This window comes from Thalassospira sp. NFXS8 (genome assembly GCF_040148805.1).
In the GTDB taxonomy this organism is placed as follows: Bacteria; Pseudomonadota; Alphaproteobacteria; order Rhodospirillales; family Thalassospiraceae; genus Thalassospira.
This window is the reverse complement of sequence record NZ_JAGEMF010000001.1, coordinates 1908760-1934381: the sequence shown is the minus strand read 5'-3', so window position 1 is coordinate 1934381 and position 25622 is coordinate 1908760. Positions and strand designations below refer to the sequence as shown.

Genomic DNA, 25622 nt, shown 5'->3' with positions numbered 1-25622 from the left:
TATGTCGGAAAATAACGATATTGCGTCGCTGAGTGTCCGACGACCGATCCTGATTGTTGTTATTTCGTTGTTGATCATTCTGGCGGGCCTGGCCGCCATGACCGGCGTTGAAATTCGGGAGCTGCCCGATGTCGACCGGCCGGTTGTTACCATATCGGCAACCTATACAGGGGCATCGCCCGAAACGGTGGATACCGAAGTTACCAGCGTGATAGAGGGGGCAGCATCGCGGGTGAGCGGTGTGCAGGATATCAGTTCGACCAGCGAAGAGGGCAGGTCGCGGGTTCGCATTGAATTTTCACCTGATGTTGAAATTAACGATGCTGCCAATGACATTCGCGAGGCCGTAAGCCGGGCGCAGCGCAGCCTGCCCGACGAGGTTGACGATATTCGTGTGGTCAAGGCCGATTCAGATGCCAGCCCGATCATGCGGCTGGCTGTAGTCAGCAGCCGTTTGACCGAGGATGAACTGGCAAATGTGGTCGAAGACCAGGTGATACCGGCCCTGTTATCGGTACCCGGGGTGGCCGAGGTCAACGAAAACGGCGACCGCGAAAAAGTGCTGCATGTGCGGGTGGACCCGCTGCGCCTTGCCAGCCACGGCTTTTCGATTGACGATATTGCCAGCGTTCTTGAAACCGCGAAGTTCGACATTCCGGCAGGCAGTTTTGATTCCAGCGACCAGAACCTGTTTGTGCGTGCCAATGCATCGGTCTGGAAACCCGAAGACATCAAGGCCATATTCGTGCGCGACGGTGTGCGTTTGGGCGATGTGGCCGATATTTATTATGGCCCTGATGACGCCACATCCTATGTCCGGCTTGATGGCCGGGCGGTGATTGGCCTTGGTATTGTGCGCCAGGCGCAATCGAATACCATTTCAATTTCCAAGGGCGTGCGCGCGACTGCCGAAAAGCTCAATACCCAGCTTGACGGGGTTAAGGTGCTGGTTAATTCCGACGATGCGGTTTTTATCGAAGGGGCACTGTGGGAAGTGATCCGCAGCCTTGTGCTGGCGGTTGTGATCGTGATCGGGGTTTTGTATCTGTTTTTACGGTCCTTTACCGCAACACTCATTCCAACCGTGACCATTCCCATCGCGTTGATTGGAACGGTGGCAGCGGTCTGGATGCTGGGGTTTTCGATCAATATTCTAACCTTGCTGGCATTGGTTTTATCCACCGGCATGATCGTGGATGATGCGATTGTGGTGCTGGAAAATATCCAGCGGCGGCGGCATCAGGGGTTAGGTTCACTGGCTGCGGCGGTGTTGGGCACACGGCAGGTGTTTTTCGCTGTTATCGCGACCACCCTTACATTGATGTCGGTGTTTGTGCCGATTTCGTTTTTACCCAGTACGGCGGGTCGCCTGTTTCGGGAATTCGGCTTTGTGCTGGCGGTGTCGGTGGCGATTTCGTCCTTTGTCGCCTTGTCGCTATGCCCGCTTTTGGCATCACGGTTAAAACATATTGACCCCGAAGCCCCGAAAAAAGGCGATGGCAAACTTCATTTACTGGATCGGACCGGCGATTTTTTCGGTGGGCTTTACAAACGCATTCTCGAACTGGTGTTGAAATTTCCGGTCATGACGGTGATTGCATCGATCATTGTCGCGGTACTGGCCATCGGGGCGTTCAAAGTGGTTAAACAGGAACTGCTGCCCGACGAAGACCGGGGCCGGTTGCTGGTGTCTTTGCGCGGGCCGGACGGGGTCGGTATTGATTATATGGACCGCCAGGTTGAAGCGGTTGAAAACATTTTGCGGCCAATTGTGAACCGTGGCGAAGCCCAGAACATTTATACCATTGTTGGTTTTCGCGATAATAACCGCGCATTGGTTATTGCCAGCCTGACCCCGTGGGAAGAACGTGACCGCAGCCAGCAGGAAATTACGGCATCGATCCGGGGGCAGCTAAATGCCTTGCCCGGTGTGCAGGCCTTTGTTTATCAGCCCAATTCATTGGGGCTGCGCGGCAGCAGTTCGGGTGAAAGCCTGGAATTTGCCCTGACAGGCACGAATTACCACAAGCTGGCCGCCAATGCCCAGGCCCTGCAAAAGGAATTGGAAAAGAATTATCCCAATATCACCGGTATTCGGGTGGGCTATCAAACCACACAGCCGCAGCTATTGGTGAATATCGACCGGCAACGCGCCTTTGATCTTGGCGTGTCGATCGATAGTCTCGATACCACGCTTCGCGCCATGATTGACGGCTACGAAGTGACCGATCTTTCGGTGGATGACACAACTGTGCCGGTGAAATTGCGCAGCAGTGCGGGGGCCATTAACGACCCTTCCGACCTTGATAACCTGTTTGTGCCCGGTAAAAACGGGCGGATATTGCCGCTATCGTCGATTATTCACCTGGATGAAGAAGCGGTGGCGTCGCAGCTGGACCGCGAAGGGCAGCAACGTGCCGTGACCGTTACGGCCAATATGACGCCGGGTTACACCTTGCAACAGGCTGTGGGTGACATTGAAAATGCAGCGAAATCCGTTGTGCCCACCGGCACCGGATTGCTGTTTTTGGGGGATGCGGCGGCCCTTGGCGAAACTTCACATGACGTTGTGATTACGTTTCTGGTGGCTGTACTGGTCGTGTTGCTGGTGTTAGCTGCGCAGTTTGAAAGTTTCATGTCGGCGTCGGTTGTGGTGCTAACCGTGCCGTTTGGGCTGGCTGCTGCTATTTTTGCCCTCGTGATCAGTCATACATCGATCAACATCTATAGCCAGATCGGGCTTGTGATGCTGGTGGGGCTGATGGCGAAAAACGGGATTCTGGTGGTGGAATTTGCCGACCAGCTGCGCGATCAGGGCAAATCGGTGCGTGATGCCATTCATGATGCCGCCATGATCCGTTTGCGGCCGATTATGATGACCATGATTTCAACCGTGTTAGGTGGTTTGCCGCTGGTTTTGGGCACGGGTGCCGGGGCCGAAGCCCGTGCCGCCATTGGCTGGGTTATTTTTGGCGGGCTGGGTTTTGCCACGGTATTTACCCTGTTTTTAACGCCGGTTTTGTATCTGTTGCTGGCCCCGCTGGTGGCGGCCCGTGTTGATGGCAGCCAGAAACTGGAAGATCAGCTTCGTATTGCCCGAACCATTCCCGACAAGGATGAATATGAAGGGAGTGCGGGCTGATGCGGATGCGAACAATGTTCATGCGAAGCCCGGTTTTAACCTTGTCACTTCTGATTCTTGCCGGGTGTGTCACCAGTGGCCCGGAATATGAAGCGCCCCGGTTTGATTTAAAGGCAACCTATAGCCCGCAGGTGCCGCAAATTGCCGACCATAAACCAGATCAGACCCGCTGGTGGGAAAGCACGTCGGACCCGGTATTAAGCCAGCTGATCAGCGAGGGGATCAAAAGTAATATCGACCTTAAAATTGCGGCCAGTCGCATTGCCGAGGCCCGCGCCGTTGCCCGTGGTGTGCGCGGCGATAATGGCCCCAGGGTAACCGCATCGGGCGGGAGCAGTGCCGAAAGGCAATGGTCAACCAGGGAAGACGGTAATTATCAGGATGATTTTGGCGCGAATGCAGGCTTGAACCTGTCATGGACGGCAGATTTATGGGGCGGGCAGGCGCGCGAAGGCCAGGTGGCCGAGGCCGACATTTTGCAGCAGGTTTATCTGCGCGAAGATGTGTATCGCACCGTCATTGCCGATATTATCCGCAATTACATTACGCTGCGTGGCACCCAGCAACGCCAGATCTTGCTGCGTAATTCGCTTGATTTGCAACGACAAACCCGTGACATCGTTGATTTGCGGGCGCAGTCCGGTTTGGCATCCGATTTGGACCTTTCGCGTGCCCGGGCCGAGGTTGCGGATATCGAGGCGACCTTGCCGATATTGCAAACCAGCATCGACCGGTCGATTAACGCCATTGCCATTTTAACCGGTGCCCAGCCCGGCACGTACCGTGATGTCCTAAGCCGGGCCGATGCCTTGCCCGAATTTGACAGTGCCCCGCCGATTGGTGTGCCTGCCGATTTATTGCGCCGTCGCCCCGATGTGCGTGCTGCCGAACTGGGCCTTATTTCGGCAACCGCCGAAATTGGTGTGCAAACGGCGGATTTATACCCGGAACTTACCCTGCAAGGCAGTTTGTCGATGGCGGCAACAGGCTTTGGCACCGGGCCAATCGTGCGCACGGCCCTGGCCGCGATCAGTGCGGTAATTGATGCCACCCTTTACGATGGCGGGGTGCGCAAGGCCAACATCACCGTGGCCGAGGAACGTGCCCACCAGGCATTTTACCAGTATCGGCAAACCTTGCTGGCTGCGATCAGCGATGTTGAATCGGCAATATTTGGTTATGTCGGGGCGGTGTCACAACGCGACAGCCTGATATTGGCGGTCGCCCATCATCGACAGGCGTTTGAACAATCGCGGGTACGCTATACACAAGGCCTGTCAAACTTTCTCGACGTGCTGGACGCCCAGCGAACCCTGACCAAATCGGAACAGGATCTGGCGGATGCCCAGACCAGCCTGGAACTTGAAACCATTAATCTTTATTCCGCCGTCGGGCTGGATGCCGAGGAAGTGGATAAAATGGCGGAAACAACCAACCGTGATAGCCTGCCGTTTGATCCGTTTTTTGTTTCGCCAACGGCGGATGCCGCCCGGAACACCCCGAATGCGTCTGCCTCGGCAACACATAATGTTGCCGGGTAAAGTGAAATTGACGTTCGGGTTTACGGGGCGGATATCATTGGTAACCAGATTGCCAGTGCCAGCAGCGTAATAAACAGCACCGGCGTTGTGATGATAACGCCCACTTTCATATAATGGCCCCAACTGATTTTGTGGCCCTTGCCCGCCAGAACATGTAACCATAACAAGGTTGCGAGGCTGCCGATGGGGGTAAATTTTGGCCCCAGATCATTGCCAATGACATTGGCGTAAACCATCAGCTGTTGGGTCATTTGCGGGACATGAACCTGATCAATTGCCAATGCGCCGATCAGGGTGGCGGGCAAATTGTTCATGATTGATGCCAAAACGGCCGCGGCAAAGCCGGTGCCGATGGTGGCCACCATGTTGCCGTGTGTTGCCAGCATTGCCAGAACGCCTGCTGCCCGGTTGGTAAGCCATGCCTGACCCAGCCCGTAAACCACCAGATACATACCGAGCGAAAACAGTACAATTTGCCAGGGTGCATTTTTAAGAACATGCGGCAGGGAAATAACCGGTTTTTGTTTGCCTGTTAACCAGCGCCCGGCAATGGTGATCAGGGTTAGGGCGGCAAGGCCCATGATCAGCGAAATAGGGATGTTCCAGTGTGCGGTCACAAACAGGGCTACCAGCAAAATTGCGATAATGGGAAAAGCCGCATAAAAAACCTGATGATCGCGAATGGCGTGGCCGGGCTCTTCCAACCTGTTCAGGGCGTAGTTTTGGGGAATATCGCGGCGGAAATACAGCCATAAAACCAGCAAGGTGGCTAGCAGCGATACAATATCGACCGGCACCATGACCTGGGCATAGCGCGAAAAACTGACATCAAAGAAATTGGCGCTGACGATATTGACCAGGTTGGAAATTACCAGCGGCAGGCTGGTGGAATCGGCAACAAAACCGGTCGCGATGATGAAGGCCAGAGCGGACTTTTCGCTAAATTCCAGCCGGGTCAGAATGGCAAGCATGATCGGGGTTAACAGCAATGCCGCCCCGTCATTGGCAAAAAACGCCGAAATTGCTGCGCCCAGAACGATAATTAATGGAAATAACAATCGCCCGCTGCCCTTGCCCCAGCGGGCGATATGCAAGGCCGCCCAGGCAAAAAAGCCTGCTTCGTCCAAAACAAGCGAGATAATAATAAGGGCGACAAAGGTGAATGTCGCATCCCAGACGATATCCCAGACAATGATGACATCGCCCCAGTTTACCACGCCCAGCGCCAGGGCTACGATGGCACCAGCCATCGCACTCCAGCCGATGCCAAGGCCGCGGGGTTGCCAGATCACCAGCATAAGCGTGACCGCAAAAATCAGCAGCGCAAGCATGATTGTTCCTTGATCAAAGGGAAGGTTGATTGACGCGCCGCGAAAGTTCGTCGGCGGTTTCCACACGCTCGGAATAACGGTCGGTCAGATAAGGCGTGCGATGGCGGGTGAGCCAGGTGAATTTGACCAGTTCCTCGCACACATCGACAATACGGTTATAAAGTGGGGAAGGCTTCATCCGTCCATGTTCATTAAATTCATTGAATGCCTTGGGGACGGACGATTGATTGGGGATGGTCAACATCCGCATCCAGCGGCCAAGAATGCGTAGCTGATTGACGGTGTTAAAACTTTGGCTGCCACCCGAAACCTGCATGACCGCCAGGGTTTTACCCTGGGTCGGGCGCACCCCGCCCAGCGATAGCGGGATCCAGTCGATTTGTGCTTTCATTACCGATGTCATGGCGCCGTGGCGTTCCGGGCTTACCCAGACCATGCCTTCGGACCATTCTGCCAGCCCGCGCAATTCATGCACCTTGGGGTGATCGGTTCCTGCATCGTCGGGCAGGGGCAGGCCGGTGGGATTAAAGGTTTTAACGTCACAACCAAACCATTGCAGCAAGCGGGTTGCTTCCTCGGCCACCAGTCGCGAATAGGACCGGTCACGCAATGAGCCATAAAGTACCAGAATACGCGGCGCATGACGGGGGCCATCTGCCCCGGCAAGGGATGAAAAATCAACCGGCTGCAAATTTGCGGCCTCGATGTTGGGAAGGTTGGTTAAATCGCTGTCTGACATTATGTGGTCGGGGCCTTGAGTGTGACGGTTTCGCCGTCTTCCTTGGTGAATGTCGTGGCTGGATGGGGCAAAAGACCCAGCACCAGTTCCGAGGGGCGGCACAGGCGGGTGCCCGTTTCAGTCACCACAATCGGCCGGTTGATCAGGATGGGGTGGGTCAGCATCGCATCGATCAGTTCGGCATCGGTTTTAGCTTCATCATCAAGCCCCAGCGCGTCAAAGGGGGTACCTTTGCGGCGCAACAGATCGCGCGGGGTGATGTCCATGGCGGTGATTAGTTCCACCAGTTTTTCGCGCGTCGGTGGCGTTTTTAAATATTCAATTACATGGGGTTCTTCCCCGGACTGGCGCATCATGGCCAGGGTGTTGCGCGATGTTGCGCAATCGGGGTTGTGATAAATCAGTGTGATCATGTTTTCGGATCCGTTTTACAGGAAGGGGCAGGGGATAATTCCTGCAACAGGGGCTGGCAAAGTTCCGGGTGGCCTGCACAGCAATCATTGACCATAAAACCCAGCATGTCGTTCATTCGGCTTAGGCTGGCGCGGTAAATGATGGACCGCCCCTGGCGTTTCGATTTGACCAGCCCGGATCGCGACAACACACCAAGATGAGATGACATGGTGTTATGGGGCACATCAAGCAACCGCGCCAGTTCACCCGCAGCCAGACCGGCAGGTTCATTGCGCACCAGCAGACGAAAGGCATCCAGCCGGGTGATCTGTGACAGGGCCGTAAAGGCTTCGATAATTTCGTTTGTGTCCATATGTCCAATAATATGGACATATTAAATCACAGGCAAGGTGCTTTTTTATGATCGGGGAAGGCGGGAGGTTTGGGGCCAGCGGTGCCACGGCCCTTTTTTGCTGGAACCTGAAACGGGATTTAAAAACAAACCCCGCCAACAAAAATGTTGGCGGGGTTCGCATAGGGGCGAGTTTGATGTCGAAAGATTACTCGGCGTTCTTTAGCAAACTCTTAACCTGGCTATAAAGAGTTTCGGAATGACCCGACAAATCGGACGAGAAGCTGGCAAGACGGCCGGCCTGATCCGATGCCTGATCGGCAAGTGCATCAAGATTACCCAGATCGCGCGAGATCAGTTGCACGCCATTGGCGACTTCCTGAATATTAACCGTGATTTCCTGGGACGCAGAACGCTGCTGTTCAACAACGGCGCCCAGATTACCGGCGATTTCCTCGTTTTCCTCGATCACGGTGCGAGTATCGCCCAGTTCATTGACAACGCGGCTGGTATTGTCGCGAATGGCACTGATGCGATCGGTAATTTCCTGGGTGGAACGTGCGGTCTGGGTTGCAAGGGTTTTCACCTCGTTGGCAACCACGGCAAAACCTTTGCCGGCATCCCCGGCACGGGCGGCTTCGATGGTGGCATTCAGGGCCAAAAGGTTGGTCTGGCTGGCGATATCCTGAATGATTTTCACAACCGATCCAATTTCATCAACAGCTTCGCTTAGCTGGTTCATGACCGAACCGGTATGGTCCATTTCCTTGACAGCACGGTTGGCGATTTCGGTCAAACGGTCGATCTGGCTGGAAATTTCATTGATTGACTGGGTCATTTCTTCGGAGGCCGAAGCAACACGCTGGGCGGTGACGGCGGTATTATCGGCAGCCCCGCGCACGGAACCGGCCAGGTCCGCACTGGTTGCTGATGTCTGGGTAAGTTCACCCGACAGCTTTTTAAGGGCAACGGCCGAATTGCTGACTTCGCTGGAAAGATCGACGCAGCTTTTACCCATCGTGACTTCATCGGTGATGATATCGGCAGAAAGGGCATAACCATTGGGGGTGCCATCATCATTTTTCATGACCGTGATGGCTATCAGGATGGTGTCTTCTTCAATGCGGACGCGGTATTCCAGCGGTAAACGGTTAAGCGAGCGGCCAATGTTGCGAAATTTGTCCTGCCCCAAAACGCGATGCAGATCATTGATGCGTTTGCCTTTGGCCGATGCGGCGGCTTCACCACGACCCGAATAAATCAGTTCACCAAAACCATAGGACATATAACGCACAACCCCATCCAGGTCGCAGGCAAGCAGACGGCTGGGAATGGCATTGAGAATGTGTTTGTAAAGCAGCGCTTCTTCCTGCTGCAGGGCCTGCGCCTGTGAAAGGGCGGCCTGGTTTTCGGCGATCTGGTTGCGTTTCGACAGAAACATTTTATTCCCCCTGTTAGAACCTTCAGCAGCCATTGTGATGGCTTGCTGTCTGGCGACTTTCCCCCGGAACCCCTGCCTGCATTATTGGCATCCAAAGTTGAAAAGTGTCGTAGCCAGAATGTGTATGTCGCGGGATTTTGGGCGCGATATCAAATGGAAAAGAAAATTGCCTGCGAAGCACCTTCCGAACGGGCGGTGTGTCCTGTGTTTAGGGCATAGTATTTATAATCTTACGTATGTGTTTTACGATAATTTTGCCTGTAAATTTGGACGGTAAGAACGACAGGCCTGTCGAATCGTTTTCGCGGCGCGACATAAGGAGTCGCATGATGGACGGTGTCGGTATTGCGACGGGTTTTAGCCCGAAAGCGTGCCGTAATGGTTTTGCTGTCTGCGTATAAGATAATGATAATGAATGGTTTATTGATTTTTGTTCATTAATAAATATGGCGGGCGGAGAAAACTCGTGTCTTGGTAGGTTATGTGAAATGTTTCGGTGAATTGTTTTTGCGGTGCTGGATTGTCAAATTATTGCGCTGCAATATGAAGGACATCACCCCCGGCAGGGTCGTATGGCAGGTCAATACTTCAAATTTCGCGCAAAACCTCCTAAACCTTTGTTATGGAAGTTGCCCATTCCAGCCAGGAAAGAACGGGATGATACGCGATCTGTTTGCCGACCAGCCACCACAAAACATTCTGCCATGTGATGGCGAGGCATGGCTGTATCGCGATGTGTTGCCAACCGCCGAAGCCGACCGGGTGTTTGAGCGCTTGCACGCAGCCCTGAACTGGCAGCAGGAAACGGCGTTTATTATGGGGCGGGATGTTGCGGTGCCGCGTCTGACATCGTGGTATGGCGAGGTTGCCTATCGTTATAGCGGTGTTTATCACCCGGCTGCGCCGTTTCCCAAGGTGCTGGTACCCTTGCGCCAACTGGCGGAAGAAAAATCGGCCCATACTTTTAATACCGTATTGTTGAACCTGTATCGTGACGGGCGCGATAGCGTTGCCTGGCACGCCGATGACGAAGATGTATTGGGTGAAAACCCGGTTATTGCCAGCCTGTCATTTGGGGGGGAACGGCGTTTTCACATGCGCCATAAAACGAATGGCGAACGGGTTAATATTGATTTACCCCATAATTCGCTGCTGGTGATGGCGGGTGCGACCCAGCATCACTGGGTTCATCAAATTCCCAAAACGGCCCGTCCGGTATCCCCCCGCATTAACCTGACCTTCCGTCAAACCGTTGCCGATCGTCGCAGTTAACACCTTGTGCCGTGACGCCCTGCCATATATCCCTCGCACCGCCATATTATGTGGCGGGTCGTATGTCTTTGCTCAATAACGAAGGGAAGGCCCAGGGCAATGTGATGGTTTCCTGTTTCATGCGGGCATTATTTAAGGGCATAGGTTTTTGAACCGACGCAAAAAAAACCGCCCCAATCGGGGCGGCAGGATATCGAAGTGCAATACGAGATTGCCGGGAAAACCGCAAACACCAACAGCGCGCGGCATGGCAAATTGCAAGGGGCAATTCGCCGGGAAGAACCGGAATGAATCGATTCAATGAATGCATTGTGGCGATGCAATGTGGCATCTGTCAATATTATGTTGAACCGATTCAAAAAAATGTCATCGACTATGCGATTGTGTCATGCAAAATGACGCAGACAAACCGGGGGAATATCGGCTTATGGGAAAACGGGTTCGACTGGTAGATGTCGCCAGGGCTGCGGGCGTATCCCAGGGAACAGCGTCAAATGCTTTTGGCAAACCGCATCTGGTGCGGGATGAATTGCGCGAAAAGATATTGGCCGTTGCAAGCGACCTTGGCTATCGCGGCCCGCATGTGATGGCGCGTATGTTGCGCACCGGCAAGGCGGGTGCGCTGGGCGTCGTTTTCCCCGATAACCTTGAATATGCCTTTAGCGACCCGGTGGCGATTGAGCTGTTACGCGGCATTGGCCGGGAATGTGCGCGACAGGCCGTAAACATGATGATCATTTCGGCCGAAAATCAGGAACAGGCGGTATCCGCGGTGAATAACGCGGCGGTCGATGCGTTTCTGGTGCATTGTTATTCTGACAATAATGAAATTATCGCGGCCATTCGGCGGCGTAATCTGCCCATGGTTGGTATTGATACCGATATTGTGGGGGCGACGGCGACGGTTGTACTTGATGATTATGAAGGGGCGGCAACAGCCGCCCGGCACTTGCTGGAATGCGGGGCGCGCAAATTTGCCATTTTATCGCTTCAGGCCGACGAACAAGGGCAGTTTGGTTTGATGGATGCCCGACGGCGCGGTTCGGTTAGTCATCGTGTGGTGCGCGAGCGGCTGGCCGGGTATCACGCCGCGCTGCGTGATGGCGCAATTGCGGTTGCCGATATTGTGCATATTGAATGCGAAAACCTGTCGGAAAATGTGCGGGCGCAGGTGGTGGCACTGATGGCTGAATTTCCCGATATTGATGGTATTCTGGCAATGTCCGATGTCATTGCTATTGGCGCCCTGGAGGGATTGGCCGATATTGGCTGTGCCGTGCCAGGCCAGGTGCGGGTGGTGGGGATTGATGGTGTTGCACGCGGTGCCCGCACCACACCCCCACTGACCAGTGTGGCGCAAAATTCGGTTGAAAAAGGCCGGATCGCTGCCGAACTGGCACTGGCGGGCGAAGATGTGGCCGAGCCGGTTTTGTTAAAAACGCGATTGTTGGTTCGTGGCAGCAGCACAGACACAACTGTTTCCTGATAGCAAGGTGGCTGACGAACCCGCCATGCTTATCCGTCGCTCCTCATGAAATTGTGTTTTTATGCTTCAATAATTGCCTTCATCCTCCAGTAACGTTCTGCGACAGCGGTCAGGTGGTCCTCCATCGCCTGTTCGGCTGTTACCGGGTCGTGGGCGGCAATTGCGGCATAGATTTTTTCATGCGCCTGATAGGCCGTCCGGTTACCGTCCAGCGATTTGGCCGAAATATTGCGCTGATCGTCTAGCCATTCGACAACACCGGTATAAACGGCCGTAAAAATGGGGTTGCCCCCAATTTTGGCAATCGCGATATGGAAGGCCTCGTCGCTGCGCAGGAAGGCTTCGGAATCGTCCTGGGAATCGCGATTGTCATCTAGCAATGCGCGTAAAACCTGCAAATCCTTGTCAGTGGCTTGCTGTGCTGCAATTCGCACCAGCCCGATTTCCAGTAACGCGCGCGCTTCCTGAAAATGATGAATCCCTTGGGCATCGGCAAGAAGCAGGCGTGCCACCCCCGATAAATCGTCGATCATGGCCTTGGCGGTTGGTTCTGCAACCCGGGCCTTTTCGCCGTTGCGCACCACAACCAGCCCCATACGCGATAGCAGGGTCAGCGCCTCGCGCACGGCAGAGCGCCCGACATCGAACAACTCCATGAATTCCCGTTCAGATGGCAGCGGATCACCTGGTTTGTAATTGTCACGAATGATGTCTTCGATTTGCAAGGCGACCTGCTCGTGCAGGCGTTGGCGCTTGACCCGGCGTTCCGGCAATGCCTTGCCAGAAGCGGAAACCGCTTCATTCATCTTCGTTTTTCTGCGTGTTTTCATCTCAAACCTTCAGGTCTCTTCTTTTGCCTGTTGACCTATCTGATAGGTCGCTGTTAGTGTAGCTCAAACGCCACTGGTAAACCAGCGGGACATGCGAAAAATACAAGAAGTATGACGCAGATAAAAAATAACACAGGAGGAATTCATGTCGAAAGAAAACCGGAACGGGTCTGTTAGGGGTGTTGGGCGGCGTCAGTTTTTAAAAGGGGCCGGGATGGCGGCTGCGGCAACCTTTGCTGCGAGCAGCTTTAGCACCCGGGCCTTTGCCGCAGCCCAGGAGGTAAAATTTGCTCATATCTTTAATGATAGCCAACCCTTCCATAAATGGGTGTTGTGGGCGTCTGATCAAATTCTTGAGAAAACCCAGGGTCGTTACAAAATCAGTGTGTTTCCGTCATCCTCGCTGGGGGGCGAGGTCGAGATTTATCAGGGTTTGACCCTTGGTACGATTGACATGGGCTTTACCGGCAGCCCGACGGCCAGCCGTGCCTATGGGCCGATGGCATTGATCAGCGGGCCTTATATGTTCCGCGATTTCGATCATTGGGCCGCCTATCGCGACAGCGACATGCGCAAACAGGTAACTGCCGAATTCAACACACGCTCGAACCTGAATGTTGTTGGCACGGTTTATTACGGGCTGCGCCATGTCACATCGAACAAAAAAATTGCCGAACCCGATGATATGAAGGGGCTGAAGCTCCGCGTTCCCAATGTGCCGCTTTACCTTTTGTTCCCGCGCTCGGTCGGTGCCAACCCGACCCCGATTGCCTTTTCCGAGGTTTATCTGGCCCTGCAACAAGGTGTGGTCGATGGTCAGGAAAACCCGTTACCGACGATTTTTGCCCAGAAATTCTATGAAGTTCAAAAGCATATCGCGCTGACCGGCCATATGATCGATACGTTGGTCGCAATGACCAGTTCTTCGTTGTGGTCGCAGCTTTCAGACGAAGACAAACAGATATTTTCGCAGGTTTTCGATGAAGCGATGGCGAAATGCACCGACGAGGTGCGTGCCACTGAAATGTCGCTGATCAATGATTTCAAGACAAAATACAATGTCTCGGTTGATGAGGTTGATCGCGAAGCCTTCCGCAAAAAGATGATCCCGGAACTGACTGGCGAGAACGTGCCGTGGAGCAAGTCCGATTATGAAAAAGTGCAGCTGATCACCTGATTATGGTGCTCATTGGTACGAGATCTTTTGGGAATGTGCCGGGGTAAAGAAAATGGACGACAAAAAACGCACACCTGTGTCCTCGCTCTTTGAGCGGGGGCACCCCGAACCGCCATTTGCGATATCGGGTGAAACAGACGGAATAACCGTTGTTAAGGATGCGCCAGTACCCCGCCTCGGGGTCGAGGATATGGTGGGGCTGGGGTTTTTCTGGGTAACCGGCGCGGTCATTTTTTTGCAGTTCTTTACCCGTTATGCCTTGAACGATTCCTTTGGCTGGACCGAGGAAATTGGCCGCTACCTTTTGATCGGGATGACCTTTATCGGGGCGGCAGCGGCGGTCCGGCGTCACGCCCATGTCAACATGACCTATTTTCATACGATTGTTGCCGCCCCGGTCCGCCGTGTGATGCACGCGCTGATTGACCTGTTCAGCATCGTCATCCTTGGGGCGCTGACCTATTTCGCGATCAAGCTGGCCAATGCGATGGGCAATCAGCCCATGACGTCCATCAATATGTCGATGGGGATTGTTTATTGGACTGTCGCTGTTGGCATTGGCGCGATGACCGTGCGTACGCTTTTTATCGCGCGCCGTAATATCAGGCAACGCTACAGCGAACGCTGAACTGCGCCACGCTTTTCGGGAGACCTTCCGTTGATTATTCTTTTGTTTGCTGCGTTGGCGGTGTTCATTTTTCTGGGCTTGCCCATTGGCCTGTCACTGGCGGGATCGTCGCTGATTTATATTCTGGTTTCCGGACATATTCCGGGGCTGGTGGTTATTCACCGGATGGTCGGTGGTGTTGATTCCTTCCCTTTGCTGGCCGTGCCGTTTTTTATTCTGGCGGGTAACCTGATGAATTCGACCGGGATTACCGAGCGGATTTTTGGATTTGCGACCGCCGTAGTGGGCTGGATGCGCGGAGGCCTGGGGCATGTGAATGTCGGGGCTTCGGTTTTGTTTGCCGGCATGTCGGGGGCGGCGGTTGCCGATGCCGGCGGGCTGGGGGCGATCGAGATCAAGGCAATGCGCGATGCCGGCTATGATACCGACTTTTCAATCGGGATCACCGCCTCATCCTCGACAATCGGGCCGCTTATTCCGCCCAGTTTGCCGATGGTGATTTACGGGGTTCTGGCTTCAGCCTCGATCGGGCAGCTTTTTGCTGCGGGCATGGTGCCGGGTCTTTTGATGGCTGCTGCCCTTATGGTGATGGTTGCCTGGTATGCGCGAAAGCGCGGTTATACCCCGGCCAACAGGTTTGCCTTGCGGCTTTTGGCCCATAGTTTTTCGCGCGCCTTTCTGTCGCTGATGACGCCGTTATTGATTGTTGGTGGCATTTTGCTGGGTATTTTCACCCCGACTGAAGCTGCAATTGCCGCCGTTGCCTGGGCCTTGTTTCTGGGGACCGTGGTTTATCGTAATCTGAGCTGGAAAAGTTTTGTCGCGGTCAGCCGGGAATCGATGGAAACCACCGTTGTGATCCTGTTCGTTGTCGCCAGCGCGTCGATTTTTTCGTGGATTTTGACTGAAAACCGCGTGCCCGAGCAATTCGCCCACATGATTTCGATGACGACCGACAACAAGATCGCAATCTTGCTGCTGATCAATCTGATCCTGTTTGTGGTGGGCTGTTTTATGGAAACGGTGGCGGCAATTACAATTCTGGTTCCGGTTTTGTTGCCACTTGCTGTTGGCGTTGGCGTGGATCCGGTGCAGTTCGGCGTGATTATGGTGCTAAATTTAATGATCGGCCTGCTAACCCCGCCGGTCGGCATGGTCCTTTATGTGCTTGCCAAGGTTTCCAATGTCACCTTCGAGCAATCGGCGCGTGCCACCATGCCTTTCCTCGTGCCGCTGTTGATCGTGCTGATGCTGGTTACTTTTGTGCCCCAATTCTCGATGTGGCTGCCAACGGCTTTGTATCGTTAGGCGCATATTAAAGCCTTGTTATAAATTGTTATTTTGTCATCACGTCCTTTGCGTGAGTTTGCGAGGTTACCCGAACCATGTCATTTCCAATCGATCCGTCCCGGTTAACCTATCTTGGTCAGGGGCTTGAACGCCCGGAATGCGTTTTGGCCACTGCGTCGGGATCTGTTTTTGTATGTGACTGGCGCGGCGGCATCGTCCGGTTGGGCGCGGATGGTCAGCAATCCTTTATTGGCGTGCCAAAAGCACCAGGTTCATCCGCACTTTTGCCAAATGGCATTGCCCTGATGTGTGACGGGTCGTTTCTTGCTGCCAATCTGGCCGATAGCGGTGGTATTTGGCGAATAACCCCGGATGGGCAGGTAACGCCTTTTATTACCAAGGTCGATGGTGAACCACTATTGCCCTGTAATTTTGTTGCCCTTGATGCCAAAGGCCGGATTTGGGGCACGGTTAGTACCCGATTACAGCCACGTACGCGCGCCAACCGGCTTGATGCCGATGACGGTTTTGTTTTTGTCGTCGATCAGCATGGTGCCCGGATTGTGGCGGATGGTTTCGGGTTTACCAACGAGGTCGCCGTCGATCCGGCAGGGGAATGGCTTTATGTGAATGAAACGTTTGGTCGCCGCCTGACGCGATTGGCATTGCGCGCAGATGGCACGCTGGGAAAGCGCGAGGTCGTGGCAAGCTTTGGTCATGGGACGTTTCCCGATGGTTTGACCTTTGACAGCACCGGGGCAATCTGGCTGACCAGTGTTATTAGCAATCGGCTGATCCGGGTGGTCCCTGGCGAGGACCCGCAAATTTTGCTTGAAGACAGCGATCCCGAACGGGTTGAGTTCGTTGAGGAGGCATTTCTTGCCGGTCGTTTTGGCGCCGAACACATGTCGGAATCGCGGGGCCGTTTCCTTGCCAATGTTTCCAGTGTGGCATTTGGCGGCCCCGATTTACGCACAGTTTATCTGGGCTGCCTTCATGACGGGAAAATTGCCAGCTTTCGCTCCCCTGTGGCCGGGATGCCGCCAGTGCATTGGAATTGGGGATAGGATGACAGCGGCAGGGCGGGCAGGCTGACATTTCGGGTTTCAGGTGCTTAGATCGCGGTACCGGTAACAATTTGTAGTGTGATCCATGATCAGGCCGGTTGCCTGTAAAAATGAATAGATGATGGTTGATCCCACAAACCGCATACCGCGTTTTTTAAGGTCTTTTGACAGGGCATCACTGACATCGGTGGTAACGGGAACGTCGCTGTGGTTCTGCCAGTGATTGACGATGGGCGCACCGCCGACAAACCGCCAGACATAGGCATCAAAACTGCCAAATTCCTCGACGATTTTCAGGAAAACACGGGCATTGCCAACGCTGCTGGAAACTTTTAACCGGTTGCGGATGATGCCGGGGTTTGCCAGTAATTCGGCCTGTTTGGCATCGTCATAGGCGGCGACTTTTTGCACATCGAAATTATCATAGGCCGCCCGGTACTGCTCGCGCCGTGATAAAACCGTTAGCCAGCTTAACCCCGCTTGCGCCCCTTCCAGTATCAGCATTTCAAAAAAATGCCGGTCATCATGTACTGGCGTGCCCCATTCGTGATCATGATAGGCAACATAAAACGGTTTATCGATATGGGTTAACGCCCATTGGCATCGCGGCGGTTCTGCATTTGCAGCTGGTGCAGGTGTACCAGCCGGAGTGTTGGCCTGTTTTATGCTGTTGGTCATGGATGGGCCTTGGTTGCGGGCAATGGACAGGCAGCATAGCAATATTTGGGGGTCGGAACAGGGCCTAATTCACGATTGTTCAACTCTTTAAACGGCCGGGTTGCCCAAATGTTGTGCAATTTTGCCTTTTGGGGTGGAGTGACATAAATGTGCAATGAAAATGCAACCGAATATTAAAAATTGAAATAAATTCGGCGTGATAAATCCTTGGGCGGTCAATAAATTACAAAAGTCCGTTCGCCCCCCCATGGTCAATGCTGCAAACCCCTCCCTGCAAACCGGTTCCCCGGTAATTGCGACCGGCGTTTCACAACGTTTCGGCAGCAATACCGTACTTAAAACCATTGATTTAAACGTCGCCCCGGGCGAGGTGGTTGCCTTGTTGGGGCCGTCGGGCTGTGGAAAAACAACCTTGTTGCGGTTACTGGCCGGGTTATCGCGCCCAACCACCGGATCAATCCATATTGGTGATCAACTGGTGGCCGATGCCGGCGGCGGAACGTTTGTGCCGCCCGAGCGCAGGTCGATCGGCATGGTATTTCAGGATTATGCCCTGTGGCCGCATATGACAGTGGCGCAAAATGTAGGCTTTCCGCTGGAAATGCAAAATGTTGGCCGTGCTAAACGCGATACCCGCATTGCCGAAGCCCTTGGCATGGTTGGCCTGGCCCATGTGGCAGATCGTCAGCCCGGAACATTGTCGGGCGGGCAGCAACAACGTGTGGCGTTGGCACGTGCGATTGTATCGCGGCCACGCCTTGTTTTGTTTGACGAACCTTTATCCAACCTGGACCGTGAATTACGCGAAAGCCTTGTGGTCGATATTGCGTCCTTGTTGCGCAAGCTGGGCATGACAGCGGTTTATGTAACCCATGATCACGGCGAAGCCTTTGCCATTGCCGATCGTGTCGCAATTTTGCACAGCGGCAACATTTTGCAAATTGACGCACCGGAACAACTGGTCGGCAATCCGTCTTCGCCCATTGTTGTCGATTTTTTGAAACTGGGCTTGGTGTTACCTGCCGATGTGCAGGGGGGCGATTTAATGATCGGCGGTGGGGCGCGTCGCTTAAGCCCGCCCGCCGGGCTGGTAAACGGCAGCCGATCAGGCCAGTTGTTTTTGCCAAGGTCCGCTCTTTTACCGTCAAACGGTGGAAATCGGGTCGCTGCCGGACATGCCATAAGTGGCACCGTTGTACATAGCATGTTCCGGGGGGATGGCTATGCCGTGCAGATGCGCTTTGACAACGATATTTCGCTGGAAATGTTCAGCACGACCCGCCTGGGCGACGGCACCATCCATGACCTTGATATTTCGTGGGACCGGGCTTTCTGGTTTCCGCATGAAGACGTGCAGACCGACCATACACATAACGCGTAAAATGGGGATATCTACGATGAAAAGCTTTAAGACTGCTTTGCTGGCCGGTTTTGCTTGCCTGGCACTTTCCGGTACGGCCATGGCGCAAAGTGTTACCGTGTACACCGCTGGCCCGGGTAGCCTGATTGAAAAACTGGCTGCCGGTTTCAAGGATGAAAGCGGGATTGATGTAAACGTGTTTCAGGCAACCACCGGCAAGGTGATGGCGCGCCTGGAAGCTGAATCCTCGAACCCGGTTGCCGATATTGTTATTTCGGCATCGTGGAAAACCGCCACCAGCTTTGCCAAAAAAGACATGCTGCTGGATTACACCAGCGCCAATGCCAAAAACGTTCCTGACTTTCTGAAAGGTCCGGGTTATGTCGCGCAGGGCATTTCGGCTCTGGCCATCGCCTGGAACCCGAAAAGCGGCACGCCAAAACCGGAAGACTGGACAGACCTGACCAAACCGGAATATCGCGACCTGATCACGATGCCCGACCCTGCACAGTCCGGTTCGGCCTATGAACTGGTAGCCGCCCTGACAGCACAGCCGGATCTGGGCTGGAAACTGTTTGAAGGTTTGGCTGAAAACAAAATGATTGTTCCCGGTGCCAATGCCCAGGCCCTTAACCCGGTTTTGCAAGGTGCCAAGGCCGTTGTTTTTGGCGCAGTTGATTATATTGGTCTGGCACAGGCGGCCAAAGGCGAATCCATCGAAGTGGTGTTCCCGAAAAGCGGGACCGTGATTGCCCCGCGTCCGATGATGATATTAAAAACCTCGGCCCATCAGGACGATGCCAAAAAATTCATCGATTATGTATTGTCCGATGCCGGTCAGGCACTGGTTGCTAAAACCCAGTTGATGCCGGCCCGTTCCGATGTCAAAGCCGACCGTCCGTTGATCGCGGATCTGAAAATTCTGGAAGTTGATCCGAAAACCGACCGTAAGGCTGTTCTCGATCGCTTCGCGAAAACCTTTGGTCTGGAATAATAGGCCCGACGTGCGCCTGACATCTTTGAAATCGCGAGTATTTGGCAACGGCGGCATGATTTTTGCCGCCGTTGCCCCTGTTTTGACCCTTCTGGTGGCGTTTCCGCTGCTGTTTGTGGTGTTGCAGGCCATTTTCCCCGATATCGCGCGGGGTATTTTTGCCAATCCGTTTTCCCGGTTTGTCGAAACGCTTTTTGACAAACATCTGATCAGTTGGACGTTAAACACCCTGATGCTGGGCGGCAGTGTTGTGCTGGTGTCTGCTTTGGTTGCCGTGCCGCTGGGTATTTTGCGTGGCCTGTTTCGCATTCCCTTTGCCGGGCTGTGGGATGTGGTGTTTCTGGTGCCCTTTACCATTCCGCCCTATATAGCCGCCCTTGGCTGGATTATGGCGTTGCAGCCGCGCGGGTATCTGGAACAAATCACCGGTCTTAATTTTGGCGGGTTTCTTTTTTCATTCTGGGGCGTCGTCTTTGTCATGACGCTGAATGTTTTTCCCGTTGTCTATTTTGCGGTGTCGCGCATGGTGGCCTCGATTGGCGGGCGTTACCTTGAGGCGGCCCGTGTGTCGGGCTGTCCGCCAATGCGGTCGTTCTGGCGGATCACCTTACCGTTGACGACCCCGGCCATTGCCGCCAGCCTGCTTTTGGTTTTTGCCATGGCGATTGAAGAATTTGGCACACCGGCGGCATTGGCGGCCCGCAGTGGATTTTTGGTGCTGGTAACCGGTATTGAACAACGTCTGTCGGATTATCCGATTGATTTGCCCGGTGCGTCGCTATTGTCGGTTATTCTGGTTTTAATCGCGATGGCGGCCTTTGTTTTGCAAAACCGCATTGTTTTGCGCCGCGATTTTCAGACAGTTTCGGGCAAACCCGGTGCCAGCCGCCCGGCTGAACTGGGGGCATGGCGGATACCGGTGGTAATGTTTTTTGCCGTTATCGGTTTCCTGGGTGCTGTAATGCCGATTTTATCGGTGATTTTAACGGCATCGACCCGGACTATTTCAGGCGGGTTGGCAGCGGATAATTTTTCGACCGATAATTTCACCGAAATTTTTGCAAATTCCGGCGGTGCAATGGAGGCTCTGGGCACCAGCCTGTCGCTGGGGCTGGGTGCTGCGCTGATTACGGGTATTTTAGGTACGATGACGGCCTATGTCGTGGTGCGCCAGCGCACAGTGTCGTCGCGTATCCTCGATTTTCTAACGCTGATGCCCAATACCATTCCCGGTGTTGTGGTGGCAGTTGGCCTTATATTGGCGTGGAACCAGCCGTGGTTGCCAATAACCCCTTATAATACCATTGGTATTTTGGTGCTGGCTTATTGCTGTTTGTTGCTGCCCTATCCGGTGCGTTATGCCAATGCGGCCCTGCGGCAGGTCAGTGTCAGCCTGGAAGATGCCGCCCGGGTGGCCGGGGCCGGCGGTATCAAGGTGTTTTTTCGCATTTTGATGCCGTTGATTTTTCCCAGTATTCTGGCTGCCATGTTGCTGGTTTTTGCTGTGGCGGCGCGCGAACTGGTGGCAACCATTTTGTTAGCCCCGATCGGAACCAGGACGGTCGCGTTGTTTATCTGGCGGCAGTTCGAGCAGGGATCGGTCGGGATGGGCATGGCAATGAGCGTGATGGCAATTGCCATAACCATGACCATTCCGGTCGCTGTGGCTATCTGGGCGCGCAAACAGGGCCGGTTGTTCTGATTTTTGATTGGAAATACAGGGAAAATTGACCAAATCCGCCCGTTTGGGTGGCTTGGCGCTTGCGCCACTGTGTCCTTGTCATTACCTTCGCGATGAAATTGGTTTCCGTCACCGGCACGGGCCCGACAACAAGAAGGAGCGGTAATGCAGTCTGTCCTGATGCTGATAAGCACAGTAATCAGCCTTTATATCTGGTGTCTGATTCTTCAGGCAATCCTGAGCTGGCTGGTAGCTTTCAACGTGATCAACACCAGTAACCGTTTCGTTTATATGGTTGGGGATTTTCTGTATCGGATTACCGAGCCTGCCTTGCGACCAATTCGGGCGATATTGCCCAATATGGGGGGCATTGATCTGTCGCCTGTCGTGCTGATTTTGCTGCTGAGCTTTCTTAAAAGCCTGATGTTCGAATTGTTCGCACAGATGATGTATTAACGTCGCCTTTGTCCTGTTGATAACGGCACGTTAATGATAGCAAAACCCGCAGGTGAAATTTTACCCGGTGGCAAGGATGTTCGGCTGTATTTAAGGCTGACACCCAAGGCATCGCGTAATCACGTGGGTGGACTATATCAGGACGCAGACGGACAGGTACGTTTGAAGGCAATGGTAACCACCGTGCCAGAAAATGGTAAAGCAAACGACGCATTGGTTAAGTTGCTGGCAAAAACGGCCAGGTGGCCTAAATCGGCATTTACCATTGTTAGCGGCCAGACCGACCGTAACAAGGTTTTGACCATTACCGGTGATGCAGCGCAGATTGTGGCGCAAATCAATCTATGGACGGGCGAGGATTAGATATGAGCAGTGCAAAAATTATTGATGGCAAGGCATTTGCCACAAAACTGCGCGGTGATATTGCCAGCGAAGTTGCCAAGCTGAAAGCCGACCACGGCGTTGTTCCCGGTTTGGCCGTGGTGCTGGTGGGTGAAGACCCGGCCAGCCAAGTGTATGTGCGTAACAAGGGTAAGCAAACCCTTGAATGCGGCATGAATTCCTATGAACATAAACTTCCGGCGGCAACCAGCCAGGAAGATTTGCTGGCGATCATTACCCAGTTAAACAATGACCCCAATGTGCATGGCATTTTGTGCCAGTTGCCCGTCCCCAAACATATTGATGAAAACGCCGTTCTGGCCGCGATTGACCCGGCCAAGGATGTGGATGGTTTTCACATTATCAATGCCGGTGCGCTGGCAACAGGCGGCGATGGCATTGCCCCTTGCACGCCTTATGGTTGCCTGATGCTGCTAAAAGATACGCTGGGCGATTTGTCGGGCAAGCGGGCGGTTGTTGTGGGCCGGTCCAATATTGTTGGCAAGCCGATGGCACAGTTGCTGCTGAAAGAAAACTGCACCGTGACCATTGCCCATTCGCGCACCCGCGATTTGGCAGATGAAGTGCGCCGTGCCGATATTGTTATTGCCGCTGTGGGCCGCCCAAACATGATTACCGGTGACTGGATTGCCAAGGGCGCCACCGTGATTGATGTGGGGATTAACCGCATTGAAGGCGACAACGGCAAAATGAAACTGGTGGGTGATGTTGATTTTGCCAGCGCCGTTGAGGTTGCCGGTGCCATTACCCCGGTTCCCGGCGGTGTTGGCCCCATGACCATTGCCTGCCTGCTTAATAACACCCTGATTGCGGCGTGTCGTGCCAATGGCATAACACCACCCAAGCTGGGTTTTGGCGGCTGATCTGGGTTTTCCTATTTTGGGGCGGGCAGTTTTGCCCGCCCTTTTTTTATGGCCGTGTAGAAGAACAAAAACAGAAAAGCTCCTGCCAAATTTGTCAGCAGGGTGTGATAGCATCGGCTCAACCAATTGATCGTATGATCAGAAGACGTTTTCTTTGGGGAAGCCATGCCTGATGTCACCGAGCTAAAACCCGTTTCGATTTCTGCAAAACAGGCCCGCCACCTGGCGCTGGCCGGGCAGGGTTTTGAAACGCCGGACCCCGCGCGCCCGGTGGATCGGCGCCGCATCATGAAGATGATCCGCAAAACCAACATGCTGCAAATTGACAGCGTGAATGTGCTAAGCCGGGCACATTACATGCCGGTATTTTCCCGGCTCGGTGTTTATGACCGTGCCTTGCTGGACCAGTTAAGCTGGGGCACGGCAAAACAACGCAAATTGTTTGAATATTGGGGCCATGAAGCATCGCTGATCCCGGTGGAGGATTACCCGCTTTATCGCTGGCGGATGGAAGATGCCCTGCGCGGCGAGGGGATGTGGGGCCGAATGGCGGCCATTGCACGTGATGAACCCGATTTTGTTGCCAGTCTTTTGCGCCATCTGGAACGCGAAGGCACAACGGCTGCCAGTACCTTAAATGAAGAACCCCGCGAAGGCGGCAGCCAGTGGTGGGGCTGGACCAAGGCCAAAACGGCGATGGAATATCTGTTTTGGAGCGGGCAGGTCATGGCACGCAAACGGCGGGGGTCGTTTGAGCGTGAATATGATTTGCCCCACCGTATTATTGGCGACGTCGCACATGAGTCTGTATTACCGCGCGATGTGGCCCAGCGCGCCCTGATTGCAAAGGGCATTGTTGCCATGGGCGTTGCCACCATTGCCGATTTAAGAAAATACTTTCGCTTGCCAACCGAAGATGCCAAGGCCCGTGTTGCCGAAATGGTTGAAAATGGCGATTTGATTCCGGCATTGGTTGAGGGGTGGCAACAGCCGGGCTTTATTGCACCTGATGCTAAAATACGCCGTCGGGCAACGCCATCAGCCCTGATGGTGCCGTTTGATCCGGTCATGTGGGAACGCGACCGGGTAGAACGGATTTTCGGTTTTAATTACCGTATCGAAATTTATACCCCCGCGGAAAAACGGCAATATGGCTATTACGTGCTGCCCTTTATGCTTGATGGGGATTTTGTTGCCCGTGTCGATTTGAAAACCGACCGGCAAGCCAAATTGTTGCGGGTATTTTCGGCCCATGCCGAACCGGGCTGTGATACCGATCATGTCGCAGCACAGTTAAATGCACATTTGCATCAACTGGCGCAATTCCTTGAGATGGACGCGGTGGACATAACGGAAATGAACGGGTTTTCCAAACGTCTCGCCGGGCAACGGGCGATGGCGTAAGGAAAATACTGTAATTTCAGCCGGTGTTGCGATCCGCAGGCGGGCAGGGATCCTCGCCGTCGTTTGCCTACTCGTCAGTGCCCGGCGATGGGGGCTTTTGGGTGCAATCAGATGTGATCAAACGATGATAAGTCACGTGCGTTGAAAGTGGTCCTGTAAAAGCGAACGGGGCGTAGGTCCCACAACCACGCCCCGTTCATCCGTTGTCTTGACCCGATCACAAATGAGTTTCAGGACAATGTGATCGTCGGCTAATCCTGCCTCCTTACCAGCAGGAATAGCCCCCATCAGCCAAAACAATGGAACCGGTCATCAGGCTTGCGGCATCAGATGCCAAAAACAGAACGACAGACCCGATTTCGTGGGTTTCACCCAGGCGTGCCATCGGCGTGCCACTGATCCAGGCGTCGTACATTTCCGGCTTTGATTTGACAAATTCGTTCAGCGGCGTTGCGATATAGGTTGGTGCAACGGCATTAACGCGAACCCCACGGGCACCCCATTCGGCGGCCAGTGATTTGGTCAGGTGATGCACGCCAGCCTTTGATGCGTTGTAATAGGCCTGTTCCTGCGGCTTGTTGACGATGAAGCCCGACATGGAACCGATATTGACGATGGCACCGCGTTTCTTTTCCAGCATCTGTTTGCCAAATTCGCGGCAGCACCAGAACGTACCGTTCAGGTTTACGTCAATGACATTGCGCCAATGTTCATCGGCCACGGTTTCAGCCGGGGTTTCCGAACGGGCGATACCAGCATTGTTGACAAGAATGTCAATGCCGCCATGTTCCGCCTGTTTGGCGGCACTGGTGCGAACCTGGTCAGGGTTGGTGACATCCATCAGGTCGATGCTGGCATCGTAGCCCTTGGATTTCAGGTAGTCGCGGCCTTCTTCGGCAACTTCTGCACTGATGTCGCCGATAACCACATGTGCCCCTGCCTCTGCAAGTGCCTCGCAGCAGGAAAGACCAATGGCGCGGCCACCCCCTGTGACATAGGCGCGGCGTCCGGTCAGATCGAACATTTTCAGATACATTTTGATCTCGCAGTTTGGTCAGTGGGAAAATAGGCCTTCGGCCGGTGTTTATTCAATTT

The 25622-nt window shown here is 54.0% G+C and carries 23 protein-coding genes; 15 read left to right on the top strand and 8 right to left on the bottom strand.

What is annotated here, in order from left to right; all coding sequences use genetic code 11:
- Position 1: 1 nt before the first annotated feature.
- Both J4E05_RS08765 and J4E05_RS08760 read left to right on the top strand, forming a co-directional pair.
- Positions 2 to 3142, top strand: a complete 3141-nt coding sequence (locus J4E05_RS08765) for an efflux RND transporter permease subunit (RefSeq protein WP_349594368.1) — start codon at positions 2 to 4, stop codon at positions 3140 to 3142.
- Positions 3142 to 4683: an efflux transporter outer membrane subunit gene (locus J4E05_RS08760; RefSeq protein WP_349594365.1), complete on the top strand. Its 1542-nt coding sequence runs from the start codon at positions 3142 to 3144 to the stop codon at positions 4681 to 4683. The genes J4E05_RS08765 and J4E05_RS08760 overlap by 1 nt, the downstream gene beginning before the upstream one ends.
- A 20-nt stretch (positions 4684 to 4703) precedes the next feature.
- On the opposite strand, the gene J4E05_RS08755 is transcribed toward J4E05_RS08760, so the two are convergent.
- The 5 genes from J4E05_RS08755 to J4E05_RS08735 form a co-directional block, all read right to left on the bottom strand.
- Positions 4704 to 6014, bottom strand: a complete 1311-nt coding sequence (locus tag J4E05_RS08755) for an arsenic transporter (protein WP_349594363.1) — start codon at positions 6012 to 6014, stop codon at positions 4704 to 4706.
- A 13-nt stretch (positions 6015 to 6027) separates the two neighbouring features.
- Positions 6028 to 6753, bottom strand: a complete 726-nt coding sequence (arsH, locus tag J4E05_RS08750; protein ID WP_349594360.1) for an arsenical resistance protein ArsH — start codon at positions 6751 to 6753, stop codon at positions 6028 to 6030.
- On the bottom strand, positions 6753 to 7166 hold the full coding sequence (arsC, locus tag J4E05_RS08745) for an arsenate reductase (glutaredoxin) (RefSeq protein ID WP_349594357.1): 414 nt from the start codon (positions 7164 to 7166) through the stop codon (positions 6753 to 6755). Before arsC ends, arsH begins: the two co-directional genes overlap by 1 nt.
- Positions 7163 to 7519 (bottom strand): ArsR/SmtB family transcription factor, encoded by a 357-nt coding sequence (locus tag J4E05_RS08740; protein ID WP_349594354.1) that lies wholly within the window; start codon positions 7517 to 7519, stop codon positions 7163 to 7165. Before J4E05_RS08740 ends, arsC begins: the two co-directional genes overlap by 4 nt.
- A gap of 187 nt (positions 7520 to 7706) precedes the next feature.
- Positions 7707 to 8939, bottom strand: coding sequence for a methyl-accepting chemotaxis protein (locus J4E05_RS08735; protein WP_349594352.1), 1233 nt, complete (start codon positions 8937 to 8939; stop codon positions 7707 to 7709).
- Between the two features lie 657 nt (positions 8940 to 9596).
- Between J4E05_RS08735 and J4E05_RS08730 the strand changes: the two genes are divergently transcribed.
- Positions 9597 to 10211 (top strand): alpha-ketoglutarate-dependent dioxygenase AlkB family protein, encoded by a 615-nt coding sequence (locus tag J4E05_RS08730; RefSeq protein WP_085588454.1) that lies wholly within the window; start codon positions 9597 to 9599, stop codon positions 10209 to 10211.
- Positions 10212 to 10599: 388 nt separating this feature from the next.
- On the top strand, positions 10600 to 11697 hold the full coding sequence (locus J4E05_RS08725) for a LacI family DNA-binding transcriptional regulator (RefSeq protein WP_246832842.1): 1098 nt from the start codon (positions 10600 to 10602) through the stop codon (positions 11695 to 11697).
- Between the two features lie 59 nt (positions 11698 to 11756).
- Here the strand turns inward: J4E05_RS08725 and J4E05_RS08720 are convergent, their stop codons facing one another.
- Positions 11757 to 12503: an FCD domain-containing protein gene (locus J4E05_RS08720; RefSeq protein WP_168184829.1), complete on the bottom strand. Its 747-nt coding sequence runs from the start codon at positions 12501 to 12503 to the stop codon at positions 11757 to 11759.
- Between the two features lie 169 nt (positions 12504 to 12672).
- Between J4E05_RS08720 and J4E05_RS08715 the strand changes: the two genes are divergently transcribed.
- From J4E05_RS08715 to J4E05_RS08700, 4 genes are all read left to right on the top strand, one after another.
- Positions 12673 to 13704: a sialic acid TRAP transporter substrate-binding protein SiaP gene (locus J4E05_RS08715; RefSeq protein WP_349594348.1), complete on the top strand. Its 1032-nt coding sequence runs from the start codon at positions 12673 to 12675 to the stop codon at positions 13702 to 13704.
- 52 nt (positions 13705 to 13756) lie between these two features.
- Entirely contained in the window at positions 13757 to 14332 is a 576-nt protein-coding gene (locus tag J4E05_RS08710; protein WP_085588462.1) for a TRAP transporter small permease, read from the top strand.
- Between the two features lie 30 nt (positions 14333 to 14362).
- The gene (locus tag J4E05_RS08705; RefSeq protein ID WP_085588464.1) at positions 14363 to 15640 is read left to right on the top strand and encodes a TRAP transporter large permease; all 1278 of its coding nucleotides are present in this window, start codon (positions 14363 to 14365) and stop codon (positions 15638 to 15640) included.
- 77 nt (positions 15641 to 15717) lie between these two features.
- Positions 15718 to 16689: an SMP-30/gluconolactonase/LRE family protein gene (locus J4E05_RS08700; protein ID WP_349594346.1), complete on the top strand. Its 972-nt coding sequence runs from the start codon at positions 15718 to 15720 to the stop codon at positions 16687 to 16689.
- Between the two features lie 39 nt (positions 16690 to 16728).
- Here J4E05_RS08700 and J4E05_RS08695 read toward each other — a convergent pair whose 3' ends face one another.
- Positions 16729 to 17367: a DNA-3-methyladenine glycosylase I gene (locus J4E05_RS08695; protein ID WP_349594345.1), complete on the bottom strand. Its 639-nt coding sequence runs from the start codon at positions 17365 to 17367 to the stop codon at positions 16729 to 16731.
- 247 nt (positions 17368 to 17614) lie between these two features.
- Between J4E05_RS08695 and J4E05_RS08690 the strand changes: the two genes are divergently transcribed.
- The 7 genes from J4E05_RS08690 to J4E05_RS08660 all read left to right on the top strand — a co-directional run bounded on the left by J4E05_RS08690 (position 17615) and on the right by J4E05_RS08660 (position 24527).
- Complete coding sequence (locus J4E05_RS08690; RefSeq protein ID WP_349594343.1) at positions 17615 to 18748, top strand: ABC transporter ATP-binding protein; 1134 nt, start codon at positions 17615 to 17617, stop codon at positions 18746 to 18748.
- 16 nt (positions 18749 to 18764) lie between these two features.
- Positions 18765 to 19721, top strand: coding sequence for an ABC transporter substrate-binding protein (locus J4E05_RS08685; RefSeq protein WP_349594341.1), 957 nt, complete (start codon positions 18765 to 18767; stop codon positions 19719 to 19721).
- Between the two features lie 10 nt (positions 19722 to 19731).
- Positions 19732 to 21423 carry an ABC transporter permease gene (locus J4E05_RS08680; protein WP_349594339.1) on the top strand — a complete coding sequence of 564 codons (1692 nt, stop codon included), beginning with the start codon at positions 19732 to 19734 and terminating at the stop codon, positions 21421 to 21423.
- Between the two features lie 144 nt (positions 21424 to 21567).
- Positions 21568 to 21858: a YggT family protein gene (locus tag J4E05_RS08675; protein WP_085588473.1), complete on the top strand. Its 291-nt coding sequence runs from the start codon at positions 21568 to 21570 to the stop codon at positions 21856 to 21858.
- A 33-nt stretch (positions 21859 to 21891) separates the two neighbouring features.
- Positions 21892 to 22221 carry a DUF167 domain-containing protein gene (locus J4E05_RS08670; protein WP_349594337.1) on the top strand — a complete coding sequence of 110 codons (330 nt, stop codon included), beginning with the start codon at positions 21892 to 21894 and terminating at the stop codon, positions 22219 to 22221.
- 2 nt (positions 22222 to 22223) lie between these two features.
- Positions 22224 to 23123 carry a bifunctional methylenetetrahydrofolate dehydrogenase/methenyltetrahydrofolate cyclohydrolase FolD gene (gene folD, locus J4E05_RS08665; protein ID WP_349594335.1) on the top strand — a complete coding sequence of 300 codons (900 nt, stop codon included), beginning with the start codon at positions 22224 to 22226 and terminating at the stop codon, positions 23121 to 23123.
- A gap of 165 nt (positions 23124 to 23288) precedes the next feature.
- Positions 23289 to 24527 (top strand): winged helix-turn-helix domain-containing protein, encoded by a 1239-nt coding sequence (locus tag J4E05_RS08660; protein WP_349594333.1) that lies wholly within the window; start codon positions 23289 to 23291, stop codon positions 24525 to 24527.
- A gap of 265 nt (positions 24528 to 24792) precedes the next feature.
- Here J4E05_RS08660 and J4E05_RS08655 read toward each other — a convergent pair whose 3' ends face one another.
- The gene (locus J4E05_RS08655) at positions 24793 to 25563 is read right to left on the bottom strand and encodes an SDR family NAD(P)-dependent oxidoreductase (protein WP_085588483.1); all 771 of its coding nucleotides are present in this window, start codon (positions 25561 to 25563) and stop codon (positions 24793 to 24795) included.
- Between the last annotated feature and the right edge of the window lie 59 nt (positions 25564 to 25622).